Source organism: Cytophagales bacterium, from assembly GCA_019456305.1.
Taxonomy (GTDB): domain Bacteria; phylum Bacteroidota; class Bacteroidia; order Cytophagales; family VRUD01; genus VRUD01.
Genome location: VRUD01000001.1, coordinates 78,329 through 101,456, shown reverse-complemented (window position 1 = coordinate 101,456; position 23,128 = coordinate 78,329). Strand labels below are relative to the sequence as shown.

Below are 23,128 nucleotides of genomic sequence, written 5' to 3'. Positions count from 1 at the left end.
TACTCAATTGATCTTTTTATTCTACAATTGCAATGTATCGGCAGAAACAGGCTCAGGTTCTGTTCTTTCCTGTTCTTTTTGCATTTCCAGCACTTTATTAAAATAATTTTCATAATAGCCGGGATATTTCATCATCATCTTATTCACCCCTTTGGTGGTCATGGTAGCTCCTGAAAGTCCATCCACTTCATGGTAATTGTCTTCGGGGATTTTACGGCCTTCTCCCTTTAAGACTTTTACCGAAACCAATTTCCTTTTTATCCCGGTCTTATTAAAGGTAGAGGAAAGGTCATCGTATAATTTTTTTCCGATAAATCTTTGCTGTACTTCCTTATCCGTAATTCTTGCACCCAGTCCGGGAGTTTCTCCTTTATGATCAAATACAATCCCTCTAATCGTATTCAGGTCATTTTCCAAAGCCAAATAGGCCCATATCCTGTCCCACAGGCCGTTGCCATATACATTAATTATATAGGCTTCAACTTTATCAGGGTTATTCTCACTGTAGTACTTAAAAACCGGGAAGAGTCTTTCTTCGGGAGGTTTCTTAAACTCCTTACCTATATTTACCTCTTCGGCAATTATATCTTCTCCTTTTTCGTTCCCGTTAATATCTACCACCAAAGACTTTATTCTTTTTTTATAAATAGATATCACATCATCTGTTGGTTGTAGTTCCATCACAGCGCCCAGGATTTTCTTTTTAGCGTCAAGTTCCCTGTTTTTTTTCTGTGCAGGGCCCAATCCAACAGCAGCAAGCGCCAGCAGTCCTCCAAAAACTACTGTTACAATAGCAGTAAAAACGATAACGTATAAATTAGATTTTTGCACGTTTTAACCTCCTTTTTTTATTTGCTTCAATTACATAAAAATCTATTAAAGGTGCAAATACATTCATTAATAAAATTGAAAGCATCACACCTTCAGGATAGGCAGGATTCGTAACCCTTATCAATATTGCCAATATCCCTATCAAAAAGCCATAGATCCATTTGCCGGTGTTTGTTTGGGCTGCTGATACGGGATCGGTAGCCATAAATACCGCTCCAAATGCAAATCCACCCATCACCAAGTGATAATAGGGGGGGATTTGCATAAATGGATTTGCCCCAAATATATTAAAAATATAACCCATTGCCAAACCACCAACGAACATACTTAAAATAATTCTCCAGCTTCCAACGCCTGTACCTATCAGGATAAACGCTCCGATCAGGGACATCAGTGTAGAAGTTTCTCCGATTGAGCCTGGGATCGTTCCGTAAAAGAGACTTTCAAACGTGTAGCTAAGCCAGTTGTTTTGAAAAAGTTCTAAAACAGCAGTACCGGTTTCTCCAACCGTAGTATCAGCGGCAATAGCTAAAGGTGTTGCCCCTGAATATCCTTCTACGGTGGACTCACCAAGCTGTGTCCATACATCGCCTGACATCTGGGACGGATATGAAAAAAATACGAATGCACGGGCAGTGAGCGCTGGATTTAATATGTTAAATCCTGTACCTCCGAATACCTCTTTACCAATGACAACGGCAAAGATTGTTCCTAATGCAACCTGCCATAATGGGATGGTCACCGGCATGATCAGGGGAATAAGCAAACCTGTAACCAGGAATCCTTCACTTACAGGGTGTTTACGAACAACTGCAAAAATTCCCTCTACGAATAACCCTGATGCATAAGAAACAATAATAATCGGTAAGACCTTTTGGGCGCCAAATAAGAACTTATCCAAAAATTCAGCAGAGATGCCGGATGCTAAGAAGTGCTGATGGCCCACATTCCAGATCCCAAAGATCAAGGCAGGGATCATGGCAATTATTACGGTAACCATCATCCGCTTCATGTCAATAGCATCTTTTATCTGCGTACCTTTAACCTTTGTAGTATGGTTGGGTGCAAATAAAAAAGTATCCTGTGCTTCGAAAAGGTAGTAGAACTTTTCGTATTTACCTCCTTTTTCAAAATGAGGCTTTATTTTATCTAAAATATTTCGAATTGCCTTCATGATATAGGAGCAGTGGCAGTAGCTGTGGCAGTCTTTGGCAGAAACCGTTCTGGATTATCAGCCATACTGCCTAACATCCTCCCAACTTCTTCATATCTTGTATATAATGATTCGTGAACTTTTAAAGTAATATAGTCACAGTCGTTTGCAAAATCCAGCAATATCAATGAAAATTAATAATACTATTTTAATTTAACTCTAATAACTGACACTCTTAACTGCTACTGCTACTGCTTCTCCAACTGCTTCTGCTTCTGCTACTGCTTCTGCTTCTCCAACTGCTACTGCTACTGCCACTGCAACTTATCTACTGTACTGCATCTAAAAGTTCATCCCGCTCTTATTACCTCAATCCCTTCTCTAATAATAGCCTGAATATCATTTTTAGAAACATCAATAAATTCACAAAGGGCAAAATCTTCTTCAGCAACCTCAAAAATCCCTAATGCTTCCATTCCATCATAATCATTTGCAATAATGGCTTTTAACAAATGAGTAGGATAAATATCCATCGGCAGCACTCTTTCCAAAGCGCCTGTTTGTACAAAAGGCCGCTCCTCACCATGAAAATTGGTATCAACTATGTATTCCTTTTTTTTAGAATTGAGGAATGATAAAAGGCCTAATGCTCTTTGCATGCTTAATTTTTTAAAGCTTGGCAATAGCCATCCGAAAAATTCATAATGATTGCCTTCAGGGATCACTGTTAACAGGTCATCATAAAATCCGAGGTAGCCATCAGGTTCAATTTTTTCACCAGTAAGTACATTCCCTGAAATAAACCTGATATTTCCATCACCTGTTGCGATAAGATCGGGATTCAGATTTTTTTCTACAAATTTATTAATGCATGCACCGGTATAGGTTTGATGGTATTGCGGATTAATAACTTCAGAACCCGCAACAGCTACAACCCTCGCAGCATCATATTTACCTTCTAAAAATAGTTTACCAATCTGTATAACTCCAAAAGGTTTGATGGTCCACACAATATCGCCTTTATTTACAGGATCTATATGGTGTATTTGAATACCTACATTACCAGCAGGATGCGGCCCTGAAAATTTATTTATTTCTATTTCCTCTATATGAGAAAAAATAGAAGATACTTCAGCATCCGCATTAATATTCAAATGCACCTTTCCCTCGGTTAATTTCATTAAAAGAGCTATGCCTGACTGAAAATACTGCTCTTCCCCTTTGAATAAAAAATCGTAATCAGGCGCTAAGGGATGGCTATCAAAACAAGATACAAAGATAGATTTGGGCGTGTCATCAGGATTTGCTACAATAGCAAACGGCCTTTGTATCAAGTTCGGCCAAATACCGCTATTCAGCAGCCCTTCAACAACCTGTTCACGGGAAAGATTTGCTATATCCGAAACGGTACATTTAGGAAACGCTACGTATTGATTTTTTTTGTCAGCAAGTATCCTGATCTCAAGAAGCTTTCTTTTTTCACCTCTTTTTATCTCAACAATTTCTCCGCTTACCGGGGTGGTAAACTTTATTTTTTCATTTTTTTTGTCGTAAAAAACAGGCGTACCGGCTTTTACTTCATCCCCCTCATTAACCAAAAGTTTTGGCCGGTCAATTCCCTGGAAATCTGTTGGCTTTACAGCAAAGATATCAGGTTGTCCGCATTCAGAAAAACTTTTTTCTGCTTTTCCTGCAAGGTTAATATTAAAACCCCGTTTGATCCTTATTGTTTTCGACACAATTCTTTTTTTGAATGAAATTAATTCAGACGGGCAAATTTAAAATTAAAAATTAACAACTGACAATTAACATCAGACAATTTTTGTCACCTGCATACTTTCAACTTTTTAAATACTATCTAACGTTGCAAAATGCATAATTTTTCAAAATCACATTGAATACCTTTAAGTCGGCAGTCGGCAGTCCACAGTCGGCAGTCCATCCCGAGTACTCGGGATGGACTGCCGACTGCCGACTGATTTTTTTGCCGACTGTAGACTGGAGACTGCCAACTTGTTTATTGCTCCAACAAATACGCCTTCATAAATCCGTCCAGGTCACCATCCATTACATTTTTCACATCTGATCGTTCCATGCCCGTGCGTAAATCTTTTACCATTTTATACGGATGCATCACGTAGTTCCTGATCTGTGAGCCCCATTCAATTTTCTTTTTGGAACTTTCAATTTTTGCCATCTCTTCATTGCGTTTATCAATTTCCTTCTGATAAAGCTTTGACTTCAGCATTTGCATGGCTTTATCCCTGTTCTGCAATTGTGAACGCTGCTGCTGACATTCTACCACAATACCGGTAGGAATATGCTTTAAACGTACAGCAGATTCTACTTTATTCACATGCTGGCCGCCTGCTCCGGATGCCCTGAAAGTGTCCCACTCAATGTCGGCAGGATTTATTTCAATATTAATACTCTCATCCACAACGGGGTAGGCAAAAACAGAAGCGAAAGAAGTATGTCTTTTGGCTGATGAGTCAAAGGGTGATATACGTACAAGCCGGTGCACACCAATTTCTGATTTTAGATAGCCATAGGCAAATTCACCATCAATCTCCAGGGTTACCGATTTGATACCTGCCACATCATCCGGCAGATAATTGAGCTGTGTTACCTGGAAATCACTTTTTTCAGCCCACCTGATGTACATACGCATCAGCATCTCTGCCCAATCCTGGCTCTCAGTTCCGCCAGCTCCCGGATTGATCTCCAGGATGGCGCTGAGCTGATCTTCATCATTGCTGAGCATTTTTTTAAATTCCAGCGCCTCAATGGCAGCAAGCGATTTCCGGTATTCTGCCTCTATCTCTTCTTCCTTTACTTCCCCCTCCTGGAAAAATTCAAATAAAGTCTCCAGGTCATCAAAGATGGCCTGGACTTTAGCGAAGCTGCCCGTAGCTGCCTTTTTGGATTTAATAGTCCTTAAGATCTTCTCGGCCTCCTGCGCGTTATCCCAGAATCCGGGTTGAGTAGTGATCTTTTCTTCTTCCTGGATACTCTTTAACTTCTCATCGTAGTCAAAGAAACCTCCTCAAGGCGTCTATTCTTGCCTTTAAATCTTTGAGCTGGTCGGTGGTCATTGGATTTTAAATTTTTGTTACTAGTATTACTGGTAAATTACCATTTTTTGGCAACCATTCTTTTATTATTTTTTATTCTATAAATACAATGTTTCAATTGTGCAAAGCCCCGCACCCCGAGTACTCGGGGTGCGGGACAAAGTTACGAAGATGAATTATAAATCCTGCAAATTATAGAAAGATAGTCATGTGTTATCATTTCTAATAATATTTTGATTTTATATTGATTCGATGTTTTCTGTCACTTCAGGTCTTTTTAAGCACGAGGCACAACGGACAATGCTATGTGCTGTTGCGGTTCAAGAACTACGTCACCGTCCCCGAAACAAACTGTTTGTTGAAAACACTAAAGTACGAATATTCTCGTTAACCGCAATGGCATATAGCATATGTTATAAACAGTAGGGCAAATTTCTGTCCAACGCAATGACGGTATTTTAATGCTACAGACCAAAAATGTTTTGTTTTTTAGGGGGTCTTTTTTCTTTTTTTGGTGGGGCAGCCGCATTCTTTTGCAATTTTAGGGATTGTGGGATGGGATGAGCGAAAATTGCAAATGTATGTGGCTGCTGCGTGGGCTTCTTTTTTCATGCTGTTTGTTGTTGAATTATGCCCGGCTATGTCATAATTACAGCTTTCTGTGGTAGAATTGAATCTTGCTCTGCCATAATTGCATCTGGCGGTTTCCGAATTGGGTCTGGCGGTGAAGAATTGAACCTTCCTGAAAAAATATTCTAATTTTTAAAGTCAAGCAAATTCTAATTCCATTCCTGTTTTTGCTTTGTCAGGTATTCTCCTGTATATTTTTCCGTTTAAACTGCAACCGCCTTTTGCGTGTTTAGGATGGTCTGTACTAATTGTTGGGTCGTTAGGATTTGAGTTAAATTCAGTTTTTCCCCATTGCTTAAAAAAGAAAGCAACTTCCGCTCGGTCACATTCTTTTTTTATTTCTACTACCCATTCTTTTTTCATTGGTCTTGCATTGTGTCCTGATTCTCCGCCCACGATTACCCAGTTAATATTAGTTAAATTGAGATTAGGTAATGCCCCTATTAATGGTTCTAAGGAAAGGAATTTTATGTGTGCTCCAATGTTTCTTAAATAATCAATTCTTTCCATCACTCTTTCATCTTCTACTGAAACGCCCATCCAAATATTCGCTGTCCAATTTAAAACTCCCATAGTGTCATATTTTGCCAAAACATCTGCTCTTTTAGTAAGGATTTGGTAAGTATGTTTTGGTGTTTCATTCATTACTTTGAAAACTTTTTTCAGATATGTCAAAGGAATGTCTTTGTGAAACAAGTCACTCATTGAATTGACAAAAACAGTTTTCGGTTTTTTCCATTCGTAAGGAACTTTAAGTGCTTCGGGATGTATGGTAAGTTTAAATCCGTTTTTATATTTCTCTTGCCCCATTGCTTTTAAACGCTTGGACATTACTTCTGCATAACAGAATTTACAACCCGCAGAAACTTTGGAACAACCTGTTGTGGGGTTCCATGTCATTTCCGTCCATTCTATGGAGGATTGAGCCATATTTATTTCATTGGAAATGTGCTTGTAAATGCGTTGGTAATTAATATTAATTCCAACTTTTACCTAAAAGTTTATTTGTTGGTGTTAATATTACAATTGCTTCAGATTCAATTTTCTCAACATTCACTTCATCAACTTTTCCAAATTTCTCGTTTAATGTGCCTTCTTCATTAATAGGGATTATATATTGAAACTCTTTACCAAACTTAGCGAGGTCGTATAAAAGATTACAAACAGCAACAAAATGAGCTTTATCCATTCCATCAAAAATACCATCATGAACTAAAAATCTCGGGCAATTAATATTTTTCTCAATAGCGTTTAAAAGTATTGCTATATCATAGATTAGGGTTCTACCTTGATTTTTACCTTCGGAACGCATTGCGGGAAAATTAATATCAATAATAATTTTTGATTTCGATTCAAGGTCTGATGCAATTGAAAAATTAGATCTGTTTTTGTTTTCTGGATATACCTTGTTGTAAACTTCCGAAAATGTATCTCTGAAATTAGTGATTTCTTCCCGAATATTGGCAAGATAATTAAAAACCTCTTGTTCAAGCTGCTTTTCTTTTACTCCTAATTCTGCTTTTTCTTTTGACAGGTCATTAAAAAGATTTATTCTGCTTTCTAAATCACTAACTTTTTTCTTTTTTTCATTAATAATATAAAAAGCCTCCGTTAAATCTTTAATCGCTTCTTTTGCTTCCAAAAAAGAAAAAAGTTTTGCCCTTTCTTCTTCTTTTATATTAATAATTTTTTCTCTTACCCTGACATTCTCCTCTAATTCCTGAATTTCATCATCTAAAAATTTTTGACGTGAAACAGAAAGTTGAGTTCTGAATTTAATTGCATCATTTAGTGTCTTCCTAATAGATTTAGCAAGTAAAGCATTTAGCTCTGAATATATATTTTCTATTTGTCGTAAATTCTTTACTTCGTCTTTTAGCTTTATGCTTTCTTTGTATAATTTTATTTTGCTTTGGTCGGTAAAATTCAAATAAACATTTTCTTTTATTTCTGCGGTTAAATTATTTGCTTGTGTTTCTGTGTCTTTATATTTATCTGCAAGTTTGTATGCTTTTACTGCTTTATCAAGTTGCTTTATTTCTCTGTTTAAGTTATCTATTTCGCTATCAATATCAGAAATTTTCTTAATGCCAAAGGTTGTCTCTATAAACCGTTTTATCTCTCTTATAGCGGGGTCTTTATCTTTTAATTCTGTTTGTAAGAGATAATTTTTATTAATTAAAGTGTTATCAATACCCATCAAAAATAAGTGATATTGATTTAATTCGGTGGCAGTACAATTTTTGATATACTCTATTGGGTCAATAAATTTTTGCGACTTATGTTTGTGAATTTTCAAAAAGAAAGGCAACAATTTTCTAAGCAAATTACTTTCGTAATAGCCTTTATACTTGATGTTTTTAAATATTAAGTCGCACAAACGCTCACTTACTTCTGTTTTACTTTCGTAGAGAATAATTTTATCGGATTTACCAAATTCAATTTTATTAGGATTGTCAACACTTCTTTTAATGATATAATCTTTATTGTTTACCTTAAATTCTAAAACAATTTTATAGCCCGATAAATATTCTTTAGCTTCAAATAATCGAGGATTATCCAGTTTTCTAAAAGACGAAAGAAAACAAAAATCAATCAAATCCAATAATAAAGACTTGCCAATGCCATTGAGAGATTCTACAGGATTAGCAGGGTTTTTTTTCCCGAAAATATAATTGATTCCATTTTTAAATTCAATAGTTCCATTTTTACAAACAGATTTATTGAATAAACCTTTAGGCTCGGAATATATTTTTGTTAGAAACATTACTTTTTAATTTTTATAAAATATTCGTCAAGTTCTATTAACTCAGAAAGCCAAAGAAATACAAGTGTATTATAAAACTGTTCAAGGTTTACAGGTTTTTCGTTTTTGACTTTTTGAAATAATACTTCTATATTGAAACTGCGTTTTTTTAGGATAGCCAGTATCTCTGCGCCAACAACAAGGATATTTTGCTGCAAATTCTCGTGTTTTGTTGGAATGAGCATAATTAAAAATTTATTTTTGTTTGTTTGGCTTTCTCTGTTTTAGTTTTCTCGAAGATTGTACAATCTTCAAAGAAAAATAGCACAAATGCTTTTGCTAAGTTTATAAATGCTGAATCATGCTTTTTTGTTGATGGGGTAAATTCATGAAACAAAGTATTCAGAATTTCAATATTTTTAGATAATTCAAGTTTCAATTCCTGATAACGACCAAAAATATGAGAGTGAATGTCTTTTTGGGATTCAGTATCTAATATTTCATACCTTCTTCTGATTAAATCTGTTTTCAGCAACGCTGATTTTATATATTCTGAAACAATTATCTGTTCTTTTTTCGTTTTAAAATTTAAAACTATTTTATCATGTAAATTAATGCTTTCTTCAGGTTTATAATCTTTTCCTACCCCGTCTTTTATCTGATTTAACACATACAAAAACAATTCATCAATAACTGTTAGTTCTTGCTTTTCGTTTTGAGGATAGTTATGAATCTCAATTTTAGGATATAGATTTTCGCCCTGTAGATTTACTTGTACACCACTGCTGTTTGTGTTAATTTGCGAATAATTTTTTTCGTACTTTATTATGGCATCAGCAATTGTATCTTCTGAAACTTTAAATTTATTATTTAAGAAATTCTGTTCGTGGTCTGCCTTCATTTTTTGAAGAACAGGAACTGTATAAGAATTTACATCATTTGTTATAGTGTGGTGCTTATCACAAAGTAAAATTAAATTGTCAAAATCCCGTCTGGCTTCATCATTTGAATTATCGTTGAATCGCTCGCCCTTTTTATTCGCAGCTTCGATATGGCATATACGACCTATGACATTTCCTTTTTTATCCACCATATTTTCAGAACAAACAGGATTATTAAAAGCACAAATATTGCCTGATAAAGCAAATAATCTTTTAATGATTGTCGGTGTAGGCTGTTTACGAGCCATAATAATTTTACTTTTTAAGAACAAAACAAAAATAGTATTTCATTAGAATTCCAACGAATTAATCGAGTAAAATCTTTTCAATTTCCTCACTCGCTTTTTTTAATGCTTCTTTTGTTTTGTCCTTTAGTTGTTGTGCTTGTTTTCTGATGTCAGTTATATGCTCGGCAATTTCTTTTTGCTTGGCAAGCAGGGGAACCGGAATAATAATATGTTTTACATCATCTGGATATAAATGAGATGTCTGTCCTCTTTTTTCTCTATTCAATAATAAAGAATAGATTTTTGTTTTGAGTATTGAGAAAAGAAGAGAACTATCATATTTCAGTGGATTTGCGGAAATACGAACAAGTTCACCGACAAAAAATGTCTTTGTCTTTGGTATTTCATTCATATAATAAACTTTTTTGCCGACATACTCCGCCTGATGTGCAGCACCCAAAATGAAAATATCACCTTTAAATATTTCATTGCCTTTAAAATCCATTGCAGTATAATCACATTTAGAAAAATCAATAAAATCACCAGTGTAGCTGCCTGCTTTAACGATTGGAATTTTATTTTCTCTTTCATCTTCAACATAACTGTCTCTTGATGGTGTTCTTCCAGTATCAATGTTTACAGTTATTGATGAAATAGAATTTGCAGGATATTTTCCTGCTTTAATTGATTTGTAAACTTCAAAAAAGTATTTGCTGAAATAGTAAGGGTCTAATCTGCTACCTGAAATTTCACTACGAAAAATTTTATAAATCCTATTCTTCAAAATATTTTCAGGTAGAGTAGGCAAAGTAATTCCCAATTCTTTCAGCAAGTAATCATCAATGCTTGCCAAAAGTTTTTCGGCTTGTGCTTCGTTTTGTTTTTTCTGTTTAAAAGCAATTTCCATTATTGAAACAACTTTATTTTGAGTTGTTTCATCAGGAATAGGAACAAGAATATTTTCAATGTCCTCTGTTTGAAGTCTTGGCAACGTGTTACCAGACATCATATGCTTTGTTTGATTAACAACAATGGAACTTCTAAGAAATGCGGAAAGAAATTTCGCTGATACTTTTTTGCTATCAAGAATTACAAATTCTGTTGAACATATACCATCAAAATCTGCAAGATGAACTTTGTTTAAATATGGACGAAGCTTAGGAAAGAGAACATTTCCAGTTTTGAAATAAAGTGCAGTTCCAAAATTTTCTTTCTCTGAATTGTTAAAATATGTTCCTGTGTTACTTTCAATATCTTCTAACCCAATGTAAGGTAGATTATCAGGATTTTCTGACAGAATTATTTTAGGAAATGATGCCGTTGATTTCAAACTCTTTAAAAGATGCTTGGATTTTTTTAATCTATCAATTTCAAATCTTCTTTCCAAATGATAATAATCAGGGTCAAGCCGTTTTTCTACTTCGCTTTTTTGAAGTAAAAAAACTTTGTTCTTATTGAATGTTGGTGATATGGTAAAACTGCTCATTGTAGCCATAATGGTTCGTTTTGCCAGTTGGGTTTTAATCCTAAGGCATTGGGGTCAATGTTCGGATATTTTGTCATAAGGTCAACCAAATGTTTTGTAAAGCGGTTGCCCGGGTTTATTATGTTCATCAGGTATTTCATACAGCATAAATGTACATAAAGCATATAATACTCTGTTGCCGGGGGTACATTTGCAATCCATGGTTTTGGGGGTTTGGGCAATAGCTTGGGTCTGCCGGGCAAGTGTTTATTCCATAATCGTCCATGATGAGCACAAATGTTTCTTATCTGTGCTATGCTTTGCAGCCAGCTTGGTAAAAAAGTATGATTTACAGTTCCTAATTCAGCGGCAATAGCATCTTTTGAAGCTATGGTTGAAAGTAAATTGCCATAGAATTTTGAAATAACACCAAAGCTCACTACCTCTAATGTTTTCCACGATGGAGGCCGCCTGGTGTCGGTATGATATTTTTTGTAATGTTCGGTGATAAAAATTTCTCTTGTTTGTTGTAGCTCTCTGTCTAATGAAGTCAAAGTTTTTGTATGTTCTACTGCATTCTTAAAAAGAAAAACATCTTCAAACCACCAAGGCGAAACTTCATGTGAAAGATGATAAATAAGTTTAGTTCTGAAAGCTATTTCAATACGCTCAATTACACCAAATAAAAGCAATCGCAATTCACGGTCGAAATTGTAAATGGCAATTATATTCTCAAATGTGCTGTTGGGCTTAAAAGTGTGTAGTACTTTATCTGCCAGCATGGGCCACCAATATCCCGCTAAACGGTAATAACTAACATTTTGTAAAAAATATTCAGCGCCAGGTTCATCGGCAATTATCAAATCTCTGCTTTTTAATTGAGCAATTTGTTGGGCTATTGTAATTGTAGGTTTGTTATATTTCATAATTAGCCCCCTTATAAAAGAAAAGACCTCCCAAGTGTGCTGCACAAAATGCAAGCATGGGAGGTGTATTTATTAGAAAAGAGAAAAGTTATAAAAGCAAAAGACTCGCCCTGGGACGCTGTTCTTATGGGTAGCGTGGCGAGTACTGTTGGCGCAAAGATAGTACAAAGTTTTAAACTACCAACTAATAAAAACATATTTTTAAAAAATCCTATCATTATTTTACTTTTCTGTCTTGTTGATGTGAGTAATGAACTTTGAAAGTTCTTTTCCAATTTCAATCAGTTCGTTGTTGCCCGTGTTTCTTCCAGTAGCGTCATAGCCGATGTCCTCTGTAATAGCCATAAAAATAGAATAGTCGTCAAGTGTCTGCTGTTTGGCTTCAAAATATTTTCCAGTCATTTCTTCTTTCAGCAAATTCACTTTATCTGTAAATGCTGATTGTAATTTGCTTTTTTCTTCTTTGAGTAATTGGGAAATTTCTTTTTTTACTGCATTGGGATTCTTCTTTTTGGTTGCTTCTTCTAATTTTTTAATGGCAATGCTTTTTTCTTTCTCCCACTTTTCAATGGTTTCAATAAACTTGTTGTCTTTCTTTAACTGTTCTTTCAACCTTACTTTCTGATTAGAAATTTTCTCGGTTGCTTTTTCTTTATGCTTTCGCAAAAACAAAACGGAACTTTTTACTCCTGCACCAGTGGCAGTGAACGCGGTTTGAGGCATTGAGACCACTGCAACCATGCGATAGAGTTCTTCAAGATTATCTCTTACATATTGTAAACTGCTGTTGGTTAAAATGCCGTCAGGAATAACAATGGCTAAATATCCCTGCTCGGTTAAAAATTTATGACATTGTTCTAAAAATAAAATCTCTGTGCTTTGGCTGTCTCGTATTGTTTCTTTGGTTGTTCCGTTTGTGCTTAACCAGTCCTGTTCTTTTTTTCCAAAACTGTATTGGTGCATATATGCTTTTTCAGTTTGCTTAATGATGCTTCCGAAAGGCGGATTGGTAACAATGAAATCAAAAGTGCTGTATTCAAATTCTTTATTCCTGGATTTTATTTGTAATTCTTCATCATTCAAAAGACCGTCTGTCGCAATAACATTTGTGTGTCCGTCATCGTGAATAATCATATTCATTTTTGCTGTTCGTGCAATCTGGTCGTTAATTTCAATTCCGAAAAGATTTTTTTCTGCGAAATCGTGCCAATGGCGGAAATGGTCTTTTTCTTCTTTGTCCTTATCATAAAATTCATTTGCTTGCTCTCTCACTTTGTCCAAGGCATACAAGAGAAAACCTCCGCTACCGCAACTTGTATCTAAAACCCTCTTTGAATTGTCAATGGGCAAACTATCCACGATAAATTTTACAATTGGTCGTGGCGTAAAATATTGTCCGAAGTCGCCACGAAAATAACTGCCCATAAATGTCTCAAACGCCTTGCCCTTGCTGTCAAGGTCAGTTTTATTGAGGTTTATCCGTTGAAGATATTTTACAATGGTCTGTGTTTCGTCTGCTGAAAGATTGATACCCTCTTTGAAAACTTCCGGGTCTTTCTTTCTGCCGTGTGAATACAGTTCTTGAACTCGTTTTAAAAGTTCATCGGGTGTTTCATCTCTGAAAATCTGAAAATCGTAGGGGTCGCCAGATTTTCTTGGGTGCTTCTCGTCCCAAATTTTGCAGAAGATTAATTTGTCCAATTCGTCAAATGCAACACTTGGATTTCTTTGTCCGCCTCCCCAAAGTGCCTGATGTGCCTGAATGAAAATTTTTGTGAGTTCGTTCTCGCTTACAACTTCCAGTTCAAAAAACTTTTGCTTTGCTATGTATTCAACTTCGGGTTCTACAACTCGGCTTGTGTCGGTTTGTAAAATTCCGCCTTTCACATATTTGTATGGTGCAAGTTTTTTTACTCCGAATTGGGGAATGTCAGGAATAACAATTCTGCTCTTTGGTTTCTTTTCTGGAATTTCGTAATACTCATCCTTAATTTTTGAAGTTGTCCAAACAAATTTCCCTCCTTCTGCAACGGCATAACTGTATGCTTGGTCAACGGCTTTGTTAAATGCTTGGTCGGTAATTTCTTCTTTTTTGCATTCAACTACAATGTGCGTTTTCTCGCACTCCTCATCTTCATAAACAATAATATCCGCTTCTCTTGGTTCCGAACCCATTTGAACGGAAACATAGTTTTTAACTCTTTCAACAGGATAGTTATAACGAATAATGAGCTTTAAAAAAGTTTCTGCCTGAACTTTTACCTCGGGTTCGTTGTAATTCCGCTTTTTATTCTGATGAATGTAGGTGATGAAGTTTCGTTCTTCATCAAACCTTATAAGACCTTTCTTTATTCCTGTTTCAATTAAATTCATATCAATTATTTAAGTAAAAACCGGTCAAAAATATTATTATCCTTCTGATTTTAAAGTTCAAAAACCAAAAAGCCCCGCTGTTGCAGGGCCTTTATTTGTCCTTTAAATCAAGATTTTTCATCTTTAGAACTACATTTATTGCCCTGTTTTTAAATTAACCGATGTTTTATGGGTTAATAATATGTTCTTAATTGTCGGGTGCAAAGATAATGTTTATTCGGATATTTCTATGTACTTTTTTATATGGATACCACGTTATGGTTGCAATACAGTCATTTTTGGGTGGATTACAACCATAAAATGGTATATTATTTTAAAATCCTTTTCACCATCACAAAATGCTCCCCAATCCCTGCAATTTCAAAAACCTCACCAATGCACACTAAACCATGAGCTTCATAAAATTTAACAGCTCCAATTCTTGCATTGCACCAAAATTCAGCGCCTCCGTTTCTTTTAATATGTTTAATGCATTCGCTTAAAAGTGCACTCCCGCATCCCTGGTTTCGTACTTCCGGAATGGTTGCCATGCCTCGCAGACGCCAGGCATTGGAAGTAATTGAAGTACGAAGTACGAATGACGAAGTATCCCGAGTCTCGGGATCATTCGTACTTCGTACTTCGTCATTCGTACTTCGTACTTCGTCATTCGTACTTTCCAAATCACCAGGTCTTGGCTGTCGAAAAACAGATGCTATACCAACCAATTGACCTTTGAGAAACGCCCCTGCATGTAGCGTATCATTTGCATCATCACCTTCATAAACCAATTCATCAATATGCTGATTCGGACGCAATAATTGCTGGCGTAATGGTCTTGTATCTGAAGCGCTGATCGAACGTATTAAAAATTTCATTATTAATAGAAAAAATTATTAAATTGCAAACGAATCAAGAACATAACGTTGTACCTAAAAATCTAAATTAAATAAACAACTTAAATTGTAATCATTATTAACATCATGCATCAAATTATCAGTTACTGGATGCTGGTTACTGGGTGCTGGTTGACCCTATTATTATTAATTTTTGCAACATATTGTCTTAATGCAGCTCTTTATTCACAATAGGGCGTACTTTTCCTCTTTTTAATTTAGATTTTTAGGTTGTAAATTAAAAGCAAGAAAGATAAATTGAAGTACAAATCTTTAAAAACTAACTAAATTCCAATACAATCAAATATTATGTCAGGACACAGCAAATGGTCAACTATAAAGCGAAAAAAAGGCGTCAATGACGCTAAAAGGTCAAAATTATTCTCAAAGATCATCAGGGAGATCACCATAGCCTGCAAAGAAAGCGGCCCGAACCCGGATACTAATTCAAGATTAAGGCTGGCAATCCAAAATGCCAAGGGTTCAAATATGCCTAAAGATACTATTGAAAGAGCAATTAAAAAAGGGGCGGGGGTTGATAGCGCCCGGTATATTGAAACCACTTATGAAGGTTATGCTGTAAACGGGGTGGCTGTGATCGTTGAATGTACCACTGATAACTTAAACAGGACGCTTTCTAATATTAAATCTGCTTTTAACAATTATGGGGGAAGCTTAGGCAAAAACGGATCACTTGAACATATTTTTGAAAGAAAAGGTGTATTTGAACTTCCCGTTTCAGAAGCTATTAATGAAGAGGAATTTACTTTTGCCATGCTTGACTCGGGAGCTGAAAATGTAGAGTTCGATAATGGCTATATTACTGTTACCTGTGCGATGGAAGCGTTTGGAAATTTGCAAAAAAAACTTGAAGTACTGAACCTGGAACCCGAAAATGCCGGATTACAGAGAATACCCAACACAACCGTAAAATCAGACGATGGAGCTTTTTTGAAAATAATGAAGTTCATTGATGCACTTGAAGACGATGATGATGTACAGAAGGTTTATCATAATATTGAAATTGAAGACAGGCAAATGGAACTTATTTAGTGCCTGTCCGAAAACACCGCCTTTTGAAAATCAGCCCTTACCCCGGCCCTAAAGGGTGGGCTGATTTTCAACGGCTTCACCCTTTAGGGTTGGGGTAAAAAGCCGTTGAAAATCTTTGCGTAGTGAGTTTTCGGACAGCCACTATTTAATTACATGAAAAATTTATTCCTATACCTGTTAATCTTCAATATATTCAGGCAATGTGTGCCTCTATGCGCTCAATCTTCCAATATATCTGAAGAAGCACAAAAACTCTATAAGCAGGCTGGTCAATATTATGATTCAGGTTTTTTTGAAAATGCTATTGAATACTACAAAAAATCGCTTGAGATCAATCCCAATTTTAGTTTTGCTTATACTTATCTTGGACATGCTTATTATAATTTGAATGAAATAGATAAAGCCATAGAAAGCTATAAAAGAACGATTGATATAAATGAAAAAACAGGTGAGTATGGGAATCTGGGATGGTGCTTTATCCTGCAAGGCGAATTTACGCAAGCCATTCAAGCCTGCGAAAAAGCAGTTAAGTATAACCCACACACTGCGACCCACCGGTTTAATTTAGCACATGCATACTTATTAAAAGGCGATTCAACAAATGCTAAGGAGCTTTACAGAAAAGCTTTATCATTATTAGAATCAAAAGAACAATTTAAAGCGATTACTGAAGACTTTCTATTATTTATAAAAAATGGCTGGCAGGTTGAGGCATGCCGGAAAGTGTTGGAATGGATGCAGCAAGAGATTGAGAATATTGATCGTTTATACGAGGAATGGCAAAAACTCCACAGCTTAACGCAGCAATACTTCCAAAAAGGACATTACTATAAAGCATTACAGTATGGTGAAAAAGCCCTGTTACAGGCAGATAAGGAGTTTGGGAAGCTGGATACGAATTATGCAAACACATTGACTATCATGGGAGAAATATGCTATTATCTTGGAAAAGTTGACAAAAGCATTAATTATTTTGAGAAAGATCAACGTATTAGAAAGAAAATACTAAGTGAAAATAATTTATCATATGCCAAAACTATTAGCTGGCTTGCATATCTGTATCTAACCAAGAAGAATTATAGTGAATCTGAAAAATTATATTTAGAAGGCATGAAAATTATAAAAATGCGATTGGGCGAAAACAATCCTGAATATGTCAATTTCCTATACAGCCTGGCGGTGCTTTATCAAAATGTGGGACGAAATAGAGAGGCTGAAGAAAACTATTTAAGATCAATAGAAATTATTGAAACCCAATTAAGCAATAACCATCCCTTATATGAAACTATTCTCAGCGCTATGGAACTGTTGTACGCAGGAATTTGGGAATCTCTCTATGATAGTGTTGTTGTGTATTATAATAATGCAAATTATAAAAAAGCCATAGAATTCTTAAAATTGGCTTTAGTAACCATTGAAAAAGGATTCGGGAAAAATAATCCTAATTATACTTATACATTAAATGACCTTGCTTCATGTTATGATTTTTTAGGTAATTATTCTGAAGCTGAAGCATTATTCATAGAAGCAATAAATATAGATAAATCCATTTTAGGTGAAAATGACCTGGGATATTCTTCTCATCTTAATAATCTGGCATTACATTATAAACAGCTTGGCCGTTATCCTGAAGCGGAAGAATTATATTTAGAAGCCACTAATATCCGGAAAACTCAGTTAGGGGAAAACCATCCCTTTTATGCTCAATCTCTCAATAATCTGGCGGCATTATATGAAAAAATTGGTCGTTATTATAAAGCTGAAGCTTTACATTTAGAAGCAATGAAAATAAGGAAAACCCAGTTAGAAGAAAATGATCCCGAATATGCCCAATCGCTCAATGCTCTGGGTGTGCTTTACTATAAAATTGGTCGCTATAGCGATGCCGAAAAACTCTATTTAGAAGCAATAAAAATTTATACAAAACAATTAGGGAAAAACCGCATAATTGTAAATGCACCTGTAGTATATGCTTTATACCTTAACAATCTGGCAGTACTTTATAAGGAAACAGGTCGGTATGTTGAAGCTGAAAAATTATATTTAAGATCCAAAAAAATAGTTAAAGCTGAATTAGGGGAAAATCATCCTGACTACGCTCAATTTATCAGCACTTTGGCATCGTTTTATTATATAACAGGCCGCTATATTGAATCCGAAGAGTTATTCTTAGAAGCAATTAATATAGAAAAAAATCAATTAGGTGTTAATAATCCCGAATACACTACTACTACCTACAATCTCGCAGGTTTATATGTGAAAATGGGCAGATATGCTGAAGCTGAAAAATATTTTGAGCAAGCAATGGATAATTATCTTTACCAGATCCAGGCTTATTTCCCATCTATGAGTGAAAAGGAAAAGGGGGAATTCTATAATACAATCAAAGAGAATTTTGAGAAGTATTATTCTTTTATATTTACAGGTAAAAATATCGGAAAACTGAATGTAGAAGGTAAAGTTTATAATTACAGGTTAGCCACCAAAGCCCTGCTCATCAATTCAACGAATAAAGTGCGTCAGAGAATAATGAGCAGTAACGACACAGTCCTCATCCAAAAATACAAGCAATGGCGTTCAAAAAGAAATTATCTGGGCAAGCTGTATTCTTTGAGCAAAGCAGAAATTGAAAAACAAGGTGTTAATATTGATGACCTGGAAAAAGAAGCCAATAATTTGGAAAGAGCGCTTTCCAAAAGTTCAGAATTATTTAAACTGGCATACGAAAAACAAACCATTACCTGGCAGCATGTACAAGCACAGTTAAAAGAAAATGAAGCAGCAATTGAAATTATTCGATTCAGGAAATATGGGAGGATGAATGACAGTATTGTTGTAGTTGAAAATGATGGTTTTACCGATACGGTATATTATATAGCATTAATCATTACCAAAGAAACCAAAGACCATCCTGAATTGGTTGTACTTGAAAACGGAAATGAGTTAGAAAAAAAATACCTGTTTAATTATCGAAACTCTATCAAATTTAAAATGTCAGACAAAATCAGCTACCGGCAATACTGGTACAAAATCGCACAAACGCTCAGTCAATCTGCAATTAATAAGGTCTGGTTTTCTCCGGATGGCGTCTATAATTTAATAAATTTAAATACTTTACAAATCCCTGATAACGGAAAATATCTTTTGGAAAATACAGATATTCGTATCGTAACGAACACCAAAGATATTATAACTGTAGAAGCCCGTCCCTTGCAAAGCCCCAATCCCGAAAATCTGTCAGTCTTCTTCGGGTATCCAAATTATGAATTGGGTACTCAGGAACGTATTGATATCATCAGCCAAAAACAATACAATACCCCGCAACAATATTATGTTTTGAATATTGAAAGAGGTGAAAATTTACAAATGCTGCCCGGAACCCGGCAGGAAGTAGAAGAGATCAGTAATATCCTGGCCCGGGAAGGCTGGAAGCAGCAAGTTTTTCTTGAAAACCAGGCTTTGGAAGAAAACCTTAAAGCCGTTACGAATCCCAAAGTATTACATATTGCAACACACGGATTTTTTAATAAGGACAGTGATGATGAAACACAAGACAACCCATTATTAAATGCGGGCTTGATGCTTGCAGGCGCTTCTACTACGCTTAATAAAAGTAGCCTGCCTGCCGAATCCTTGGTGCAGGCAGGCAGTAGCATTCGTCATTCGTCATTCGTCATTCATAATTTAGAAGATGGTATTCTAACGGCTTATGAAGCTATGAACCTGAATCTGGACAAAACCGATTTGGTCGTATTGTCTGCATGTGAAACAGCTCTTGGAGAAGTGAGAAACGGAGAAGGTGTGTATGGTTTGCAAAGAGCATTTATAATAGCAGGAGCCCAGGCAATAATCATGAGCCTCTGGAAAGTAAATGATGTGACAACAAGGGAACTTATGATCACATTTTATAAAAACTGGGTATCTTCAGGTAACAAACAAGATGCTTTTAAAAAGGCTCAACTGAGCTTGAAAGAAAAATATAAATTTCCATATTATTGGGGAGCTTTTGTGATGATTGGGGAGTAAAAGCGCATGGAGCATCAGAACTCAGTAAATTAGGTGATTTTTTTTAATATTGTTAATAACAACAATGCAAGCTAATATAATAGTTTGTAAAAACAAAATTATTGTTTTATTATTTCATTTCCACCAACTGCCTTGCATAAACCTTATCATTTACCCTAAATTTGAGTATATAAACCCCGGATGAATAACCAACCTGCCTGGCACTAAAACTATACTGATAATTCCCAACATTCTGATCTGCATCAACCAGGGTTTGTATTCTTTTGCCCAAGACATTATAAACTTCTAAGAGCACAACTGCTTTTTCTTCTACTGTATAGACAATATTTGTTGCGCTTGTATATGGATTTGGGGAAATTGTCAACTGTAATTGTTCCCGAGTACTCGGGATCAACTGATTATTAATGCCCGTAGTAACCCTGTTTGTCACGTTAGACCGGGCTGAATTGTATACCAGTACTTTTTGCAGGGTGGCAGTGCAGGTTCCCGAATTAGGTACAACTGCTACTACATAATCTACATTCAATGTTTGGGGAGGGGTAAGATCTGTCCACTGGTTAACCGTATTGGTAACCGAATCTATTTGCTCAAAATTACCTGTTCCTGTACTGTCCCTCAATATCCTGTAAAAACCGAAATTAAAGCCTTCGTAATTATCCCAGATCAGGTCAACCTTGTTGCCGCCATCGATCGTGATAAGGTGAATGGTCTCATGAAAGCTGCTTAATAAACTTTCATTACCGCAGGTATCTACTGTAGAAATTTTATACCTGTAAGAAGTGACCTGGGGATTCACTCCATTAGTAATATCAATGAATTGGCTCAGGGAATTGTAATCTACGCTGCCTATATAAGTATAAACACCAATGATATCCCTGTATATCCTGAAGCTGTCAATACCGGCAGTTACCGGTTTTTTCCATACGATGACATTTTTTGTGGAGGTTGAGTCTACTGTGATGAGGCAGATGGAGTCTTGGGGAAATGGTACAGTTATTATTGTGATACTATCTGTTGCCGTGGTGCAGGCATAAGCATCTGTAACAGTTACAGTATAGGTTTCTGCACATAAACCATAGGCGGTGGAATCTGTTTGAAATAATGGGTCGTTCCATTGATAAGAAAATGGCGGGTAGGAACCAATGGCATTTACAATAGCCATCGCATCACAAACATCATCACAGTAGGTGGTGGTAGCTGATAAAGAAAGTGAAAGAGTTGGAATTAGATCACTAATAACTGTTGATGTATTATATACTATAGTTATATTGGCACTAACAATTCCTACTGAACTAACAGAACCACCGCTGCTCACCTGTGTTGCTGTATTACTGACCACCGTTGCAGTACCAGGATAGTTACAACCATAAGTATTCCCATTGGCATCTGTTTTTATTACATAAACATCAAAATCGCCATCTACAGAACTCTCTGTATATCCTGCAATCACATATCCCCCGTCAGCGGTTTGTTGAACGGAATAGCCCCGGTCATCGCCATTTCCTCCATAAACTTTTGTCCACATTGTGTCTCCTGCGGCATCTGTTTTTATTACATAAACATCAGCACATGGTGGCAGGTCACATAGACCACCTCCTCCAAAACTCGTTGTATATCCTGCAATCACATATCCCCCATCAGCGGTTTGTTGAACGGAATAGCCCCGGTCATCGCCATTTCCTCCATAAGCTTTTGTCCATATTGTATCACCCAAGGAGTCTGTTTTTATTATATAAACATCAGCAGCGCCTGCTCCAAAACTCTCTGTATATCCTGCAATCACATATCCCCCGTCAGTGGTTTGCTGAACGGAATAGCCCAGATCATTCTGACTAAAGCCAGTTCCTCCATAAACTTTTGTCCACATGGTATCTCCTGCGGCATCTGTTTTTATTACATAAACATCAAAATCGCCTGCTATAGAACTCTGTGTATATCCTGCAATCACATATCCCCCGTCAGCAGTTTGTTGAACGGAATAGCCCCGGTCATCCCATAAATTTCCATAAGCTTTTGTCCACATTATATCTCCTGCAGTATCTGTTTTTATTAAATAAACATCACCTTCAAAAGTACTTCCACGTCCTGCAATCACATATCCCCCGTCAGCGGTTTGCTGAACGGAATAGCCTTGGTCATTCCATGAATTTCCATAAGCTTTTGTCCACATTATATCTCCTGCGGTATCTGTTTTTATTACATAAAATTCATCACCGCATGCTCCAAGACACAGTGTATATCCTGCAATCACATATCCCCCGTCAGTGGTTTGTTGAACAGAATAGCCATAATCCAATTCAGTGCCACCTCCATAAATTTTTGTCCACATTGTGTCCCCTGCGGCATCTGTTTTTATTACATAAACATTAGATCCTCCCAATTGAAAATTGTTAGTATGCCCTAGTATTACATAACCACTATCGGTAGTTTGCTGTACTGATGATCTGCCGGTTTCATCACTATTCAGTCCGCCAAAGGTTTTTTGGAAGGTTATTTGTGAGAAACACAGACTACCACCGAAAAATCGGGGCAGGCACAGATTTAAAAAGATTACACAGATGATTGCTGTTGCGAAATGAAATGTAATTTTTTTCATGATGGTGAGTGTTTATAATTATTGATAATGTAACATTCATTCTAAAATTGAGTTTTAGTATAGGTGTAAGATATACCCTTATGCCTACTTAAGACACAACTTGAAAGTTGTGGTACAAGAAAATAAAAAACCCGTACCCCGATAATAATACCGGGGAACGGGTTTAAAATTAATGTAAAATCTTTTAGTGCAACATTACTCTCTCTCTCTCT

15 protein-coding genes are annotated in these 23,128 nt (G+C 36.0%); 2 read left to right on the top strand and 13 right to left on the bottom strand.

Annotated features, from left to right (window positions below; all coding sequences use genetic code 11):
* Positions 1 to 21: 21 nt before the first annotated feature.
* The 12 genes from nqrC to FVQ77_00400 form a co-directional block, all read right to left on the bottom strand.
* Positions 22 to 831: an NADH:ubiquinone reductase (Na(+)-transporting) subunit C gene (gene nqrC, locus FVQ77_00455; protein ID MBW8048817.1), complete on the bottom strand. Its 810-nt coding sequence runs from the start codon at positions 829 to 831 to the stop codon at positions 22 to 24.
* Positions 818 to 2,005 carry an NADH:ubiquinone reductase (Na(+)-transporting) subunit B gene (locus FVQ77_00450; GenBank protein ID MBW8048816.1) on the bottom strand — a complete coding sequence of 396 codons (1,188 nt, stop codon included), beginning with the start codon at positions 2,003 to 2,005 and terminating at the stop codon, positions 818 to 820. Before FVQ77_00450 ends, nqrC begins: the two co-directional genes overlap by 14 nt.
* Before the next feature lie 329 nt (positions 2,006 to 2,334).
* Positions 2,335 to 3,723, bottom strand: a complete 1,389-nt coding sequence (locus tag FVQ77_00445) for a Na(+)-translocating NADH-quinone reductase subunit A (protein MBW8048815.1) — start codon at positions 3,721 to 3,723, stop codon at positions 2,335 to 2,337.
* A 278-nt stretch (positions 3,724 to 4,001) separates the two neighbouring features.
* A protein-coding gene (locus FVQ77_00440; protein ID MBW8048814.1) for a peptide chain release factor 2 occupies positions 4,002 to 5,079 on the bottom strand; the annotation gives its coding sequence in 2 pieces (ribosomal slippage) (positions 4,002 to 5,027 and positions 5,029 to 5,079; 1,077 coding nt in all).
* A gap of 747 nt (positions 5,080 to 5,826) precedes the next feature.
* Positions 5,827 to 6,618, bottom strand: coding sequence for a phage Gp37/Gp68 family protein (locus tag FVQ77_00435; GenBank protein ID MBW8048813.1), 792 nt, complete (start codon positions 6,616 to 6,618; stop codon positions 5,827 to 5,829).
* A 46-nt stretch (positions 6,619 to 6,664) separates the two neighbouring features.
* Complete coding sequence (locus tag FVQ77_00430) at positions 6,665 to 8,455, bottom strand: DUF2326 domain-containing protein (GenBank protein MBW8048812.1); 1,791 nt, start codon at positions 8,453 to 8,455, stop codon at positions 6,665 to 6,667.
* Positions 8,455 to 8,679 (bottom strand): hypothetical protein, encoded by a 225-nt coding sequence (locus FVQ77_00425; protein MBW8048811.1) that lies wholly within the window; start codon positions 8,677 to 8,679, stop codon positions 8,455 to 8,457. Before FVQ77_00425 ends, FVQ77_00430 begins: the two co-directional genes overlap by 1 nt.
* A 2-nt stretch (positions 8,680 to 8,681) precedes the next feature.
* Positions 8,682 to 9,623: a hypothetical protein gene (locus tag FVQ77_00420; protein MBW8048810.1), complete on the bottom strand. Its 942-nt coding sequence runs from the start codon at positions 9,621 to 9,623 to the stop codon at positions 8,682 to 8,684.
* 58 nt (positions 9,624 to 9,681) lie between these two features.
* Positions 9,682 to 11,097 (bottom strand): hypothetical protein, encoded by a 1,416-nt coding sequence (locus FVQ77_00415; GenBank protein ID MBW8048809.1) that lies wholly within the window; start codon positions 11,095 to 11,097, stop codon positions 9,682 to 9,684.
* Positions 11,085 to 11,993, bottom strand: a complete 909-nt coding sequence (locus tag FVQ77_00410; GenBank protein MBW8048808.1) for an Abi family protein — start codon at positions 11,991 to 11,993, stop codon at positions 11,085 to 11,087. The genes FVQ77_00415 and FVQ77_00410 overlap by 13 nt, the downstream gene beginning before the upstream one ends.
* 222 nt (positions 11,994 to 12,215) lie before the next feature.
* The gene (locus tag FVQ77_00405) at positions 12,216 to 14,366 is read right to left on the bottom strand and encodes an N-6 DNA methylase (GenBank protein ID MBW8048807.1); all 2,151 of its coding nucleotides are present in this window, start codon (positions 14,364 to 14,366) and stop codon (positions 12,216 to 12,218) included.
* Between the two features lie 308 nt (positions 14,367 to 14,674).
* Positions 14,675 to 15,223, bottom strand: a complete 549-nt coding sequence (locus FVQ77_00400) for a GNAT family N-acetyltransferase (protein ID MBW8048806.1) — start codon at positions 15,221 to 15,223, stop codon at positions 14,675 to 14,677.
* Positions 15,224 to 15,550: 327 nt separating this feature from the next.
* Between FVQ77_00400 and FVQ77_00395 the strand changes: the two genes are divergently transcribed.
* On the top strand, positions 15,551 to 16,294 hold the full coding sequence (locus FVQ77_00395) for a YebC/PmpR family DNA-binding transcriptional regulator (GenBank protein ID MBW8048805.1): 744 nt from the start codon (positions 15,551 to 15,553) through the stop codon (positions 16,292 to 16,294).
* A 153-nt stretch (positions 16,295 to 16,447) separates the two neighbouring features.
* Positions 16,448 to 20,320 (top strand): tetratricopeptide repeat protein, encoded by a 3,873-nt coding sequence (locus FVQ77_00390; protein MBW8048804.1) that lies wholly within the window; start codon positions 16,448 to 16,450, stop codon positions 20,318 to 20,320.
* Positions 20,321 to 20,429: 109 nt separating this feature from the next.
* Here FVQ77_00390 and FVQ77_00385 read toward each other — a convergent pair whose 3' ends face one another.
* Entirely contained in the window at positions 20,430 to 22,916 is a 2,487-nt protein-coding gene (locus FVQ77_00385; GenBank protein ID MBW8048803.1) for a T9SS type A sorting domain-containing protein, read from the bottom strand.
* Between the last annotated feature and the right edge of the window lie 212 nt (positions 22,917 to 23,128).